The sequence below is a fragment of the Alcaligenes sp. EGD-AK7 genome (assembly GCF_000465875.3).
Classification (GTDB): domain Bacteria; phylum Pseudomonadota; class Gammaproteobacteria; order Burkholderiales; family Burkholderiaceae_B; genus Alcaligenes; species Alcaligenes phenolicus.
Genome location: NZ_AVOG02000005.1, coordinates 20,040 through 34,277, shown reverse-complemented (window position 1 = coordinate 34,277; position 14,238 = coordinate 20,040). Strand labels below are relative to the sequence as shown.

Annotated in this window: 15 protein-coding genes; 14 read left to right on the top strand and 1 reads right to left on the bottom strand. The window is 56.4% G+C overall.

The window, feature by feature from the left end; all coding sequences use genetic code 11:
* The first annotated feature begins 92 nt into the window (after positions 1 to 92).
* The 11 genes from N879_RS07440 (at position 93) to cysM (ending at position 10,278) form a co-directional block, all read left to right on the top strand.
* Positions 93 to 977, top strand: coding sequence for a prephenate dehydrogenase (locus tag N879_RS07440; protein WP_009463910.1), 885 nt, complete (start codon positions 93 to 95; stop codon positions 975 to 977).
* Positions 974 to 2,296, top strand: coding sequence for a 3-phosphoshikimate 1-carboxyvinyltransferase (gene aroA, locus N879_RS07435; RefSeq protein WP_009463909.1), 1,323 nt, complete (start codon positions 974 to 976; stop codon positions 2,294 to 2,296). Before N879_RS07440 ends, aroA begins: the two co-directional genes overlap by 4 nt.
* A complete protein-coding gene (gene cmk, locus N879_RS07430) occupies positions 2,293 to 2,970 on the top strand; it encodes a (d)CMP kinase (protein ID WP_009463907.1) in 678 nt (225 codons plus the stop codon). The genes aroA and cmk overlap by 4 nt, the downstream gene beginning before the upstream one ends.
* Positions 2,971 to 3,054: 84 nt before the next feature.
* Positions 3,055 to 4,773 carry a 30S ribosomal protein S1 gene (gene rpsA / locus N879_RS07425; protein ID WP_022983279.1) on the top strand — a complete coding sequence of 573 codons (1,719 nt, stop codon included), beginning with the start codon at positions 3,055 to 3,057 and terminating at the stop codon, positions 4,771 to 4,773.
* 5 nt (positions 4,774 to 4,778) lie between these two features.
* Complete coding sequence (locus tag N879_RS07420; RefSeq protein ID WP_009456025.1) at positions 4,779 to 5,138, top strand: integration host factor subunit beta; 360 nt, start codon at positions 4,779 to 4,781, stop codon at positions 5,136 to 5,138.
* 114 nt (positions 5,139 to 5,252) lie between these two features.
* A complete protein-coding gene (locus tag N879_RS07415) occupies positions 5,253 to 5,585 on the top strand; it encodes a lipopolysaccharide assembly protein LapA domain-containing protein (RefSeq protein WP_009456012.1) in 333 nt (110 codons plus the stop codon).
* 16 nt (positions 5,586 to 5,601) lie between these two features.
* A complete protein-coding gene (gene lapB, locus N879_RS07410) occupies positions 5,602 to 6,849 on the top strand; it encodes a lipopolysaccharide assembly protein LapB (protein WP_009456011.1) in 1,248 nt (415 codons plus the stop codon).
* On the top strand, positions 6,846 to 7,775 hold the full coding sequence (gene rfaE1 / locus N879_RS07405; protein WP_022983278.1) for a D-glycero-beta-D-manno-heptose-7-phosphate kinase: 930 nt from the start codon (positions 6,846 to 6,848) through the stop codon (positions 7,773 to 7,775). Before lapB ends, rfaE1 begins: the two co-directional genes overlap by 4 nt.
* A complete protein-coding gene (rfaD, locus tag N879_RS07400; protein WP_009456008.1) occupies positions 7,772 to 8,770 on the top strand; it encodes an ADP-glyceromanno-heptose 6-epimerase in 999 nt (332 codons plus the stop codon). The genes rfaE1 and rfaD overlap by 4 nt, the downstream gene beginning before the upstream one ends.
* Positions 8,771 to 8,886: 116 nt before the next feature.
* Positions 8,887 to 9,273, top strand: coding sequence for a ComEA family DNA-binding protein (locus N879_RS07395; RefSeq protein ID WP_009456007.1), 387 nt, complete (start codon positions 8,887 to 8,889; stop codon positions 9,271 to 9,273).
* A gap of 99 nt (positions 9,274 to 9,372) precedes the next feature.
* Positions 9,373 to 10,278 carry a cysteine synthase CysM gene (cysM, locus tag N879_RS07390; protein WP_009456005.1) on the top strand — a complete coding sequence of 302 codons (906 nt, stop codon included), beginning with the start codon at positions 9,373 to 9,375 and terminating at the stop codon, positions 10,276 to 10,278.
* Here cysM and mltB read toward each other — a convergent pair.
* Positions 10,275 to 11,468: a lytic murein transglycosylase B gene (mltB, locus tag N879_RS07385; RefSeq protein ID WP_009456004.1), complete on the bottom strand. Its 1,194-nt coding sequence runs from the start codon at positions 11,466 to 11,468 to the stop codon at positions 10,275 to 10,277. The two genes, cysM and mltB, sit on opposite strands and share 4 nt — an antisense overlap.
* An 11-nt stretch (positions 11,469 to 11,479) precedes the next feature.
* On the opposite strand from mltB, the gene N879_RS07380 reads away from it, so the two are divergent.
* The 3 genes from N879_RS07380 (at position 11,480) to N879_RS07370 (ending at position 14,168) form a co-directional block, all read left to right on the top strand.
* Positions 11,480 to 12,403: a histone deacetylase family protein gene (locus N879_RS07380; protein ID WP_026482964.1), complete on the top strand. Its 924-nt coding sequence runs from the start codon at positions 11,480 to 11,482 to the stop codon at positions 12,401 to 12,403.
* Between the two features lie 85 nt (positions 12,404 to 12,488).
* On the top strand, positions 12,489 to 13,238 hold the full coding sequence (locus N879_RS07375) for an electron transfer flavoprotein subunit beta/FixA family protein (RefSeq protein ID WP_009456000.1): 750 nt from the start codon (positions 12,489 to 12,491) through the stop codon (positions 13,236 to 13,238).
* Entirely contained in the window at positions 13,239 to 14,168 is a 930-nt protein-coding gene (locus N879_RS07370; RefSeq protein ID WP_009455998.1) for an electron transfer flavoprotein subunit alpha/FixB family protein, read from the top strand. It abuts the gene before it with no gap.
* Positions 14,169 to 14,238: the final 70 nt, after the last annotated feature.

Sequence of the window (14,238 nt, the reverse complement as noted above, 5' to 3'; positions counted from 1 at the left end):
TCCCGGTTTTGCTCGTGCTATTTCACGCAATACGCGCAGCATGGACGGCCTGAGAGGGAACGGAATTAATCATGATAGCGTCATCAGAAACTATGGCGCCGCCGCCCTTGGTTCCGGTGCTGGCGATCGTCGGAGTCGGTTTGATTGGCGGCTCTTTGGCTCTGGCGCTCAAGCGCTCCGGGGCGGTAGGAAAAGTGCTGGGCGTAGGTCGGCAGCTGAAAAGCTTGCGACGTGCCCAAGAACTGGGCCTGATTGACGATGTCGCCACGCTTGAGCAAGCCGCGCAGCAAGCGGACCTGATTGTGTTGGCTACGCCTATCGGGGCCATGGCCTCGGTATTGAAAACCTTGCGTCCCCATCTGCGTGACGACACCTTGATCAGCGACGCAGGTAGCACCAAGGTCGATGTGGTCAGTGTGGCGCGTGAGGCGCTGGGTGATCGTATCAGCCAGTTTGTTCCCGGCCACCCCATCGCCGGTGCGGAGACCGTAGGTCCCGAAGCGGCGCGTGCTGATCTGTACGACGGTCGCAACGTCATCTTGACCCCCCTGGAAGAAAACAGTGCCAGCGCACGCGAGCGTTTGATTGCCGTGTGGGAGGCTTGCGGGGCGCGGGTCATGTTGATGGACCCGGCTACGCATGACGAAGTGCTGGCATCGGTCAGTCATGTGCCGCACTTTTTATCCTCGGTTTTTATGTGGCAGGTGGCCTCCAGTGCCAACTCGGATCAGCGCTTTGCCTTGGCAGGAACTGGCTTTCGGGACTTCACCCGCATTGCAGCCGGATCAGCCGAAGTGTGGCGCGATATTTTCCTGAGCAACCGCGAGGCTGTCTTGGGTCAATTGCAGGAAGTACGTCAGGCCCTGGATCAGGCCGAACAGGCTTTGCAGGACCAGGATGGTCAGGCTTTATACGAATTTTTAGAGCGTGCTGCCTTGGCGCGCCGTTTTTGGGCAAGTAGGAGTGGTTTGCAATGAGCCAAAGCGACAGTCTTGTTTTGAACCCCGTCAGCCGCGCTAGCGGACAACTGCAATTGCCAGGGTCCAAGAGCATTTCCAATCGAGCCCTGTTGTTGGCCGCCTTGGCTCAAGGGCAAACACGCCTGGAAGGCTTGCTGCATTCGGACGATACCCGCGTCATGATAGCCGCTCTGCAGCAAATGGGCGTGGCTGTGCAGGACCTGGGGCAGGGCACGGTAGTGATCGACGGTGGGGCTCCTTTTGCGCACCGCGATGCCGATCTGTTTTTGGGTAATGCCGGTACGGCCTTCCGCTCCTTGACCGCTGCTTTGGGCTTGATGGGTGGTCGCTTCAACCTTAGCGGTATTGCCCGCATGCACGAGCGCCCCATTGGGGATCTGGTGGATGCGCTGCGCAGCCTGGGAGCTGAGGTGCAATATCTGGGGGCAGAGGGCTATCCTCCCTTGGCGATTGGTGAGTTGGTACAGGCTGATCAGCGTCGTGTGTCGGTGAAAGGCTCGGTATCCAGCCAGTTCCTGACAGCCTTGTTAATGGCCGCTCCCTTGTTGACTGCTCGTACGGGCCAGCCTTTGCGTATCGAGGTGGAAGGGGAGTTGATCTCTCAGCCTTATATTGAAATCACGCTGGCCATGATGGCGCGTTTCGGTGTGCAGGTGGAGCGCGACGGCTGGAGCAGCTTTACTGTCCCCGCCGATGCGGCTTATGTCAGCCCCGGCTTGTACGTGGTGGAGGGCGATGCCTCGTCCGCTTCGTATTTCATTGCTTTGGGAGCTATTGGCGGTGGCCCGCTACGTATTCAGGGCGTGGGTACAGAAAGTCTGCAAGGCGATATTCAGTTTGCGGATGTGGCCCAAGCCATGGGTGCTCGTATCGAGCGTCATGCCAATGAACTGATCGTTTCTGGTGAGTGCGTAGCCAAGGGCGACAAGCTCAAGGCCTTTGATCTGGATTTCAACCATATTCCTGACGCCGCCATGACGGCAGCTGCCATGGCCATGTTTGCTGATGGTCCTTGCACCTTGCGCAATATCGCCAGCTGGCGCGTGAAGGAGACAGACCGTATTGATGCCATGCAGGCCGAATTGCGCAAGCTGGGGGCAACAGTAGAATCCGGGCCGGACTGGCTGACTGTGCATCCTATTGCCGCCGATCAATGGCGTTCGGCCAGCATCGAAACGTATGATGACCACCGCATTGCCATGTGTTTTTCACTGGCCAGCTTTGGCCCGGTGCCGGTCACCATTCTGGATCCCGGCTGTGTCAGCAAGACGTTCCCCGAGTATTTTTCTGTTTTTGAACAATTGGTGCAGGCATGACAGAGCAGAGCATTCCCGTCATAACCATTGATGGCCCTACCGCTTCCGGTAAAGGGACGATTGCTTCCCTGGTCGCGCAGCGGCTGGGCTGGCATACGCTGGACAGCGGTGCCTTGTATCGCCTGACCGCCTTGTCCTGCCTGCGTCGCGGCGTGGATGTCCAGGACGAGGCCCAGGTCCAGCATGCGGCCCAGAGCCTGAACGTGCATTTTGATTACCCCCATATCTACATGGATGGCGATGACGTCAGCGACGCCATTCGTCAGGAAGAGGTAGGAAATCTGGCCTCTCAGGTGGCGGCCTTGCCTCTGGTGCGTGAGGCACTTTTGCAACGGCAGCGGGATTTTCGCGTTGCCCCCGGTTTGGTGGGCGATGGGCGCGATATGGGCACAGTTGTGTTCCCGGACGCACCTTTAAAGATATTTTTGCTGGCAGATGCGGAGGTGCGGGCCCAAAGACGCTGTAAACAGTTGAGCGAAAAGGGTATTTCTGCTAATCTTACGAGTCTTTTGGCGGACTTGCGTGCGCGCGACGAACGTGATCGTTCTCGAACTCATGCTCCGCTTGTGCCTGCGCCGGGTGCCCACATTGTGGATTCTTCCCAGCTCAGCATCCAGGAAGTTGTAAATAAGGTGCTCGACCTTTGGTCGGGCATTGCGGTCCCGACAGCCTAATCCCGTGCTGATCGGGCTTTGTTCACTCCACCGGGTTCTGCCTGGTGTGTTTTTTATGGCCATTTTGGCTAACGGATTGATTTAATGTCCACTAACCTTCACACAGACGCAACGGGCGGCGAAAGCTTTGCCGATTTGTTTGCAGAAAGCATTAAAAACCAAGACCTGAAAAGCGGCGAAGTCATCTCCGCCGAGGTTCTGCGTATTGACCACAACTACGTTCTGGTCAATGCTGGCCTGAAGTCCGAAGCACTGATCCCTCTGGAAGAGTTCCTGAACGATCAGGGCGAACTGGAAGTTCAAGCTGGTGACTTTGTTTCCGTGGCAATCGACGCCTTCGAAAACGGCTACGGTGACACCATTCTGTCCCGCGACCGCGCCAAGCGTCTGTCGGCCTGGTTGTCCCTCGAGCAAGCGCTTGAGTCCGGCGAACTGGTCAACGGTACCATCACTGGTAAGGTCAAGGGCGGTCTGACCGTCATGACCAACGGCATCCGCGCCTTCTTGCCCGGTTCGCTGGTTGATCTGCGTCCTGTCAAGGACACCACGCCATACGAAGGCAAGACCCTGGAATTCAAGGTCATCAAGCTCGATCGCAAGCGTAACAACGTCGTGCTGTCGCGTCGCGCTGTGCTGGAAGCCTCCATGGGCGAAGAGCGTCAGAAACTGCTGGAAACCCTGTCCGAAGGCGCTATCGTCAAAGGTATCGTCAAGAACATCACCGATTACGGTGCGTTCGTGGATCTGGGCGGCATCGACGGTCTGCTGCACATCACCGATATGGCATGGCGCCGTGTTCGTCACCCATCCGAAGTTCTGCAGGTGGGTCAGGAAATCGAAGCCAAGGTCCTCAAGTTCGATCAGGAAAAGAGCCGCGTCTCCCTGGGCGTCAAGCAGCTGGGCGAAGATCCATGGATCGGTCTGGCACGTCGCTACCCACAAAACACCCGTCTGTTCGGCAAGGTTACCAACCTGACCGACTACGGTGCATTTGTTGAAGTGGAAGACGGTATTGAAGGTCTGGTTCACGTATCCGAAATGGATTGGACCAACAAGAACGTTGACCCACGCAAGGTTGTGACCTTGGGTGAAGAAGTCGAAGTCATGGTTCTGGAAATCGACGAAGATCGTCGTCGTATCTCCTTGGGCATGAAGCAGTGCCGTGCCAACCCATGGGAAGATTTCGCCATCAACTTCAAGCGCGGCGACAAGGTTCGCGGTGGCATCAAGTCCATCACCGACTTCGGCGTGTTTGTTGGTCTGCCTGGCGGCATCGACGGTCTGGTTCACCTGTCCGACCTGTCCTGGTCCGAGACTGGCGAAGAAGCCGTTCGCAACTTCAAGAAGGGCGACGAAGTTGACGCCGTGGTTCTGGGCATCGACACCGACAAAGAGCGCATTTCCCTGGGTATCAAACAGCTGGAAGGCGATCCGTTCAACAACTTCGTAGCAACCTACGACAAGGGTGCCGTGGTTAGCGGCGTCGTCAAGTCCGTGGAAGCCAAGGGTGCTGTTGTAACTCTGTCGCTGGACGTTGAAGGCTACCTGCGCGCCTCCGAGATCTCCTCGGGCCGTGTTGAAGATGCCACGACGGCTCTGAAAGAAGGTCAGGAAATCGAAACCATGATCTTGAGCGTGGATCGCAAGACCCGTTCGATTCAGTTGTCCATCAAGGCTCGTGATACCGCCGAAACCGCTCAATCCATGGCCCGCCTGACCGAAGCCAGCGCTTCGTCCGGTACGACCAATCTGGGTGCTCTGCTGCGTGCCAAGCTGGACCAGCAGCAACGTGACGACGGTTAATCAGCGTGACAAAGTCTGAGCTGATCGCGTTGTTGGCCAGCCGCTATCCGCAGCTGGCTCTGCGCGATATGGATTTCGCCGTGAAAACGGTTTTGGATTCTATGACCCAGGCCCTGGCCAGCGGTCAACGGATCGAAATCCGAGGGTTTGGCAGCTTTTCGCTCTCTAGCCGCTCGCCGCGGGTAGGGCGCAATCCCAAATCGGGTGAAAAAGTGATGGTGCCTGGTAAACAGGTGCCGCACTTCAAGGCCGGCAAGGAATTGCGCGAGCGAGTCGATTCTGTCTTTCTCGAGCAAGAGCAAATCGAAGCAGACGACCAGTCGTCTGCCTTCGAGCAGCTCAATGCGAGAGTCCGTCACGGTTAAGACCTACTTGCATACTGATTACACAGGCCCTTTTCAGGGCCTGTTTTGCGTGTGCGCTAAATTCCGCTTGCACGTACAATCAGACATTATAAAAACACTGTTGGAGCCCTAAAAATGCGCTATCTAGTCTGGGTACTGCGTCTGCTCGTTTTTGTGATCGTGCTTCTGTTCGCACTGAAAAACACGGAACCGGTGCAAGTCAGCTTTTTCGCCGAGCATATTATTCAAGACGTTCCGCTGATCGTCGTAATGCTGGCCGCGTTTATTTTAGGTTTGGTGTTGGGGCTGCTTTTGATGGTGGGCGCGGTGATGCGCCGCCGTCGCGAGGTCAACCGCTTGCGCCGCGAAATGGACCGTCTGCAAGACAGACTGGAGCAAGCGCAGCAATCGCCCGTGAATACGGCTGCTGTGGCGCCCGAGACCGTCGCCCCGCTGGCGCCTTTGTAAGTCCTTGGAGTAAACAGTGGATTTTGAAACCTGGTGGTTGGTTTTTGTACCAATTCTATTTGCCTTGGGCTGGGTCGCCGCGCGGGTGGATTTTCGACAGATGATGTCCGAAACTCGCACCTTGCCGGACTCCTATTTCAAGGGTTTGAACTTCCTGCTCAATGAAGAGCCGGATCGTGCCATTGACGCCTTTGTGGAAGTGGCCAAGCTGGACCCCGAAACCACCGAGCTGCACTTTGCACTGGGTAGCCTGTTTCGCCGTCGTGGTGAAATGGAGCGCGCCATCCGAGTGCATCAAAGTCTGCTGTCGCGCGCTGATCTGCCGGTCGCAGATCGTGAAAATGCCCAGTTTCAGATTGCCCAGGATTTCCTGAAAGCTGGCATGCTGGACCGGGCCGAGGCCGCTTTTGAAGCGGTGCGTGAAACGCGCTTTGCTATTCCGGCCATGCGCGCCTTGATCCGTATTTATGAGTCCGAGCACGATTGGCCGCGTGCCATTGAAGCGGTGCGCCGTTTGCGTGCCTTGGTCGATGAGCCTGTGCCGCAACTGGTGCATTACCAGTGTGAGCAGGCTGAAGGGGCGTTGCAAGGCAAGCAGCCTGATTTTGAACGTGCCGCCAAAGCTTTGGACGAGGCGGATAATGCCATTCGCAAGCTGGGCACGGGCCAAGGCATGTATGCTTCTCAGGCGCGGGTTGCCGGTTTGCGTGCTCGTGTGGCGCGTATGCAAGGCCAGAGCGAGCAGGAGCGGGCTTACCTGGTTTCCATTTTGAGCAGCGCGCCTGAATATGTGGGCCTGTACGCGACCGAGCTGCTGGACAGTTACCGCAAGCTGGGTCGGGGCGAAGAGGGCGTTGCCATGTTGCGCAGTCATTATCAGCAGCATCCCAGCCTGGATATTTTCAATGTGCTGTTCCGTGTTCTGCGCGAACAGGAAGGCCATTTGCAGGCTTGGGCGTTTGCGCGTGATGCTTTGCGTGCCCATCCTTCTCTGTTGGGTCTGGACAAGATGCTGGAAGTTGAACTCCAGGATCAAGGGCAGGGCAAGGAAAGTACCGAAGGCGCGGAGGCTGTCGGTGTCGATCAGATTATTGCAGGTGCGGATTTAAGCCTGCTGCGTTCCTTGATACATCGTCACACCCAGCGTCTGGATCGTTATTCCTGCAGTTCTTGCGGTTTTGAGGCTCGCCATTTCTATTGGCAATGTCCCGGCTGCAACTCCTGGGAAACCTATGCGCCTCGCCGCCTTGAGGAGCTGAAATGATGACCTTCCCTGGTGAGGCTGTTGCTGCCAGCCGTGTGCTGGTCGTGGGTGACGTCATGCTGGACCGTTACTGGTTTGGCGATGTGGATCGTATCTCCCCCGAAGCCCCCGTTCCTGTGGTCAAGATGGGGCGGGTAGAGGACCGTCTGGGTGGTGCCGCCAACGTGGCACGCAATATTGCCGCTTTGGGTGCCCAGGCCAGTCTCTTGGGCGTGATTGGGCAGGACGAAGCGGGCAAGACCGTGCGTGAACTGGCTGAAGCGGACCATGTTCAGGCGCATTGGGTGCAAGATCCGGTCATGCCCACATCGCTGAAGCTGCGCGTGCTGGGGCGTCAGCAACAATTGCTGCGCGTGGATTTTGAAGAAAGCCCGGCCAGCAGCGCTTTGGATCAGTTGCAGCAAAACATGAGCGACTTGCTGGATCAGCATCAGGTGCTGGTCTTGTCGGACTATGCGAAAGGCGCTTTGGCCCAGGTAGAAAGTTTGATTGCGTTGGCACGATCGAAGAACATTCCTGTTCTGGTCGATCCCAAAGGTAAAACCTACGAGCGCTATCAAGGTGCCACTATCCTGACGCCGAATCGTTCGGAAATGCAGGAAGCCGTGGGCGCCTGGAAAGATGAAGATGATTTGATGCGACGCGCTCAAGATTTGCGTCGCAAGCTGAATTTGGAATGCTTGCTGATTACCCGTTCCGAACAAGGGATGACCTTGTTCACCGAGCAGGGGCGTGAGCATGTGGATGCGCAGGCACAAGAGGTGTTCGATGTCTCGGGTGCCGGGGACACGGTATTGGCAACGCTGGCGGTGATGCGAGCGGCGGGTCTGGACTGGTTGCAGGCCATGCGCTGGGCGAACCGCGCGGGTGGTATCGTGGTCGGAAAATTGGGTACGTCCATTGTGACGGCAAAGGAATTGGCATGATCGTAGTGACCGGTGGCGCTGGCTTTATTGGCAGCAATTTGGTGAAAGGCCTGAACCAGCAGGGTGTGACTGACATTCTGGTGGTGGACGACCTGAGCGATGGCGACAAGTTCGTCAATCTGGTGCATGGCCAAATTGCCGACTATATGGACAAGGACGATTTCCGTGCCCGGTTGGCGCGCGACGAGTTCTCCAATATTGAAGCTGTGTTGCACCAGGGCGCATGTTCGGATACGACCGAGCGCAATGGTCAGTTCATGATGGACAACAACTACCGCGTGACGCTGGAAATCTTCGAGTACTGCCAGGCCAAGCGTATTCCTCTCTTGTATGCTTCGTCCGCCGCTGTTTACGGTGCGGGTCCCTTGTATGCCGAGGACCTCAGCAACGAAGCGCCGTTGAACGTCTACGGCTATTCCAAGTTTCTGTTCGATCAAGTGCTGCGTCGTCATCTGGATAGTCTGCGTGCACCAGTGGTCGGCCTGCGTTACTTCAATGTCTATGGTCCACAAGAGCAGCACAAAGGTCGTATGGCCTCGGTGGCTTATCACAATATGCTGCAATACCGTCGCGACGGTCATGTGCTCTTGTTTGGTGGCTGGGATGGCTATGTGGATGGTGGTCAGCAACGTGACTTCGTCTTTATTGATGATGTCGTGTCGGTGAATCTGCATTTCCTGGGTCAGGACAAGCAGTCGGGCGTGTTTAACTGCGGTTCGGGGCGTGCCCAGCCGTTCAATGATGTAGCCCAGACCGTCGTCAACACCTTGCGTGAGTATGATGGCTTGCCTGCCCTGACATTGGAAGAGTTGGTGACGCAGCAGTTTCTGCAATACATCCCGTTTCCCGATGATCTGAAAGGCCGTTATCAAAGCCACACCCAGGCAGACCTGACACAGCTGCGTGCGGCTGGTTACGACAAGCCTTTCCACGATGTACAGACGGGTGTCGCTGAGTACGTACGCCGTCTGCTGCAGTCGGGGGCTCTGCGCTAAGCAGTAGGGCTTTAACGTCCATGCGGGCTGCCACGCATGGCTAAATGCGGTCTCCGGCCCGCTTTTGCATTCACCCAGGCAGCACCATAAAGGCTTCTTTCCAAGGAGCCTTTATCATGTCTACCTCCCTGATCTTTTCCCCCGTTTCCCATCGCTGGTTGCACTCAATGCAAGGTTGGCGTGCGTCCGTTCTTCGCTTTCTGCTTGCCCTATGCTTATTGGGGCCCTGGAACTTGGCTGCCGCGGTGGATTTGAATACGGCTGATGCTCAACAATTGCAGCAAATTAAAGGTATAGGCCCCCGCACGGCCGAGTTGATTTTGGAGGAGCGCCAGCGGGGTGGCCCTTTCGACTCTTTGCAGGATTTGGCGGACCGGGTCAAAGGGATAGGCGCGAAAAAGATCGTTACGATGGAGCAGTCGGGCCTGAAAGTGGAGCCTGCCAAAGCCGCCAGCAAGGCGGTTTCCAATACGGTCGATGCGGATATAAGAAGAAAGCCGTAGCCCTGGGCGTAGACTCGCTTTAAGCTAGTAGTTTGTTTAGTCTGCATGGGCAGTCAGTACGAGCTGGCTGCCTTCTTGCTCAAGGTAAGAGATTGATCGATGAAAAACTATCCCACCATTGAAGATACCGTTGGCCAAACCCCCTTGGTTCGCTTGCAGCGTATTCCAGGCGAGTTTGGGCAGGCACGCGGTAATGTTGTGTTGGCCAAGCTGGAAGGCAATAACCCTGCCGGTTCGGTGAAAGACCGTGCTGCCAGTTCCATGATTCAGGAGGCCGAGCGCCGCGGTGATATCAAGCCGGGAGACACCTTGATCGAGGCCACCAGTGGCAATACTGGTATTGCCCTGGCCATGATTGCGGCCGTGCGTGGCTACAAAATGATTTTGATCATGCCCGATAACCTGTCGCTGGAACGTCGTGCTTCCATGACAGCCTATGGCGCGAAGTTGATTCTGACGCCTGCGGATCAAGGCGGTATGGAATATGCCCGTGATCTGGCGTTGAAGATGCAGGCTGAAGGGCAGGGCAAGGTGCTGGATCAGTTTGCCAACAAGGATAATCCAGCGGCGCACGTGCATAGCACCGGCCCGGAAATCTGGCAGCAAACCGATGGTCAGGTCACTCACTTTGTCAGCGCCATGGGCACGACGGGCACCATCATGGGGGTGGGTAATTACTTGCGCAGCCAGAACAGCGGCATAGTGGTGGTGGGGGCTCAGCCTGCACCAGGGGCGCAAATTGCCGGCATTCGTAAATGGCCAGAAGAGTATCTGCCCAAAATTTACGATCCCTCCAAAGTGGATATGTTCGAGGAAATTGGCCAGCAAGAGGCCGAGATCATGACGCGCCGTATGGCCGCTGAAGAGGGGATCTGTGCCGGTATTTCGTCCGGCGGTGCCTTGGTGGCTGCCATGCGCGTTGCTCAGCGCGTAGAAAACGCCACGATCGTGTTCATTGTGTGCGACCGTGGCGACCGTTACCTGTCTACCGGCATCTTTAATTAATTAGGGTTGCCATAGCCCATTTGTTTGGCCAGTTCGGAAGCCAGATCGGCGACCGAGCTGGCATAAAAGTAACTGCGGTTGTAATGGGTAATGGCAAAGAAGTTGGGCGTGCCCAGGCGATACTCGGTGGTATTGCGTGGCTCGTCCACCAGGTTCACTACACCTAATTGAGCCTGCTGCCAGGGGCCTGCGTTCTGGCTCTGACCTTTCACCGTCGCACCGGCATTATTCAATTGTGCCCAACTAAGTTTGGGATAAATGCCGCCGTCCACCATCGCTTTACTTGCGTTGCTCAATTCGACCGGAGCGAAAACCGGCAGGCCGGGTTCCCAGCCGTGTGCACGCAAGAAGTTGGCAATCGACGCCATGGCATCGGCTGGGTTATTGCGCAGATCAATACGGCCATCTCCATCGCCATCGACGGCATAGCGTATCAAGCTGCCGGGCATGAACTGGGACATACCCATAGCGCCTGCGAACGAGCCTTGAACAATACGTGCGTCCAGCTCGCCTTGATAATGCAATTCGATCAGGTCCGCTAATTGATCGCGGAACAACTGGCCACGCTCGGGACGGCTGTCATCCGGATAGGCAAAGCCCAGCGTAAACAAGGCATCCAGCACTTTGAAGTCGCCCATGATTTTGCCGTAGACGGTTTCCACGCCCAGGATGGCCACAATAATAGAGGGCGGTACACCATAGTCTTTGGAAATCTGGTCCAAGGCCAGGCGATGTTTTTGCCAGAACTGGACGCCACCTTGAATGCGGGCCGGGTCTACATTGCGCTTTTTATACGTTACCCAACTGCGCTTGATGCGCCCTTTGGTGGGGCGCATTAATTTGGCGGCGGTCTCGTTATATTGAGCTTGCTGCAACATATCGGTGACGACATCCAGCGGGATCTTGCGTACTGTCGCCACTTCCTGGGCGTAGCTCGCAATGTCATCGTTTAATTCACCGTTTAATTTAAAAAATTGTGTCCGACCAGAGCGAGATTCACCGGCCTGAATGGACGCGGGTTCGGCCAAAGCCTTGATTTCGACGGTGCCGGTTTTTTTTGCCGAGGTCTGGAAAGCCGCGCCGCTGCTGGGCTTGGTGTCCGTGGTCGGAGCTTGGGATGTGGTTGTGGCGCAGCCGGCAGTGCTCAGCGCGATCAGTACTGCTTGCAAAATTCGAGTGGGTCTGAACATAATCCATCCTCATGGAGACACTATATTTTATCCATCCATCATGCCATTTGCATGAGATGGGCCGATGGCATCCGGAAAGTCCGCAGCGACTGGATGCCATAAACGATCAACTGCTATCAAGCGGTCTGGCATCCTATCTGGCTCAGCGACAGGCAAGGCTGGCGACGGATGAGGATATCTTGCGGGTACACGATGCCGCTTATGTGCAAAAGCTCAAAGAGCAATTGCCGCAGCAGGGGTATTTCAATATCGATCCGGACACCTTGATGAATCCGCACACTCTGGAAGCAGCCTATGCCGCTGCCGGAGCGGGCCTGGATGCAGTCGATGGCGTCATGAACGAAGGGGCGACGGGCGCATTTTGTGCGGTACGACCTCCCGGTCATCATGCCGAGCGGGCGCGGGCGATGGGGTTTTGTTTTTTTAACAATATCGCTGTGGCCGTGGCCTATGCGATGGAAAAATATGGCCTCAAGCGTGTGCTGATCGTGGATTTTGATGTGCACCACGGCAATGGAACCGAGCAGATTTTTGCCGGCGACGAGCGGGTTCTGATGTGCAGTTTCTTTCAGTCCCCGTTTTTTCCTGATTCCTTTCAGGACCCGGCGGCGCAAAACATGGTAAATATACCGGTTGAGGCCTACACCAAGTCTGCTCAGATTATCGATCTGTTCAAACAGGTTTGTTTGCCCCGCATAGAGGCGTTTGCCCCTGAAATTGTCTTTTTCTCGGCCGGCTTTGATGCCCACCGTGAAGATGAAATGGGACAGCTCAGCTTGGTTGAGGCCGATTATGCGGAATTGACCGCTATGGTGGTCCAGGCCAGTGCGCCTAGTGCCGGACAACGTCTGGTCAGTATGCTGGAAGGGGGGTACGATCCCTCGTCCTTGGGGCGCAGCGTGGTGGCTCACATCAAGGCCTTCGCCGGGCTTTAGGCGAGTGGCTTCGGGCTTTGGAATTCTTCTAAAGCCTTATTTCAACAGAATAATTTTTATTTAAGACTGCACTGGAGAACATTACATGAAGGTGTTAGTACCCGTGAAACGCGTAGTTGACTATAACGTCAAGGTGCGCGTGAAATCTGACCAAACCGGGGTGGACATTGCCAATGTGAAAATGTCCATGAACCCCTTTGACGAAATCGCTGTCGAAGAGGCCACTCGCCTCAAAGAAAGCGGTGCAGCCACTGAAGTGATCGCTCTTTCTTGCGGCGTTGCACAAAGCCAGGAGACGCTGCGCACGGCTTTGGCCATTGGTGCGGATCGGGCCACCCTGGTGCAAACCGATGCTGAGTTGCAGCCTTTGGCCGTGGCCAAGCTGATCAAGGCCGTGGTGGACAAAGAACAGCCTCAGCTCGTGATTCTGGGCAAACAGGCGATCGACGATGACGCCAACCAGACTGGTCAGATGCTGGCTGCCTTGCTGGACTGGCCACAAGCCACTTTTGCCAGCAAAGTTGAAGTTTCGGGCGACAGCGTGTCGGTCACTCGTGAAGTGGACGGCGGTCTGGAAACACTGAAACTGAGCCTGCCCGCTGTGATCACCACCGACCTGCGCCTGAACGAGCCTCGTTACGTGACACTGCCCAACATCATGAAGGCCAAGAAAAAGCCTTTGGAAACCTTGACTCCCGAAGAGCTGGGCATTGATGTGGCTCCTCGTATCAAAACTCTGAAAGTGACTGAGCCTCCAGCTCGTGCTGCCGGCATTATGGTGCCCGATGTTGCCACACTGGTCGAGAAACTGAAGAACGAAGCGAAGGTGATTTAAATGGCTATCCTTGTTATTGCCGAGCACGACAATCAGCAGCTGAAGGCTGCAACGCTCAACGCCCTGGCTGCCGCTCAGAAGATCGGCGGTGATGTGCATGTTCTGGTCGCAGGCTACCAGGCTGCTGGCGTGGCCCAGGCGGCTGCCAAGGCTCAGGGTGTCAGCAAGGTCCTGTTGGCCGATGGCCCTGCATTGGCTGAAGGCCTGGCCGAGAACGTGGCTGCCCAAGTGCTGGCCATCGCCTCCAATTACAGCCACATCCTGTTCCCGGCAACCGCTTCGGGCAAGAACATTGCCCCTCGCGTTGCGGCCAAGCTGGATGTTGCCCAAGTGTCGGACATTTTGTCCGTGGAGTCGGCGGATACCTTCACCCGTCCTATTTATGCCGGTAATGCTGTGGCGACCGTTCAGTCCAGCGATGCCGTTAAAGTGATCACCGTGCGTACCACCGCCTTTGACGCTGTGGCCGCTGAGGGTGGTAGTGCCGCTGTTGAAGAGCTGAGCGCCGTGGCTGATTCGGGCCGTTCTACGTTCGTCAGCCGTGAAGTGGCCAAGAGCGACCGTCCTGAGCTGGCGGGTGCCGGTGTGGTCGTGTCCGGTGGTCGCGGTATGGGCAGCGCCGAAAACTTCAAATTGCTGGACGGTCTGGCTGACAAGCTGGGCGCGGCACTGGGTGCTTCGCGCGCTGCAGTGGACGCCGGCTATGCTCCGAACGACTGGCAGGTGGGGCAGACAGGCAAGATCGTGGCTCCTCAGCTATACGTGGCCGTGGGTATTTCCGGTGCCATCCAGCACTTGGCTGGCATGAAAGACTCCAAGGTTATCGTGGCGATCAACAAAGATCCCGAAGCGCCTATTTTTGGCGTGGCCGACTACGGTTTGGTCGCGGATCTGTTTGAAGCTGTGCCTGAGTTAGAAAAAGCGCTCTAAGCGCCCATCGGCCTGCTGGGGACTTCTCCAGCAGGCTTTTTTTCAGTGCGTATATCCTAGGGGCCTGATT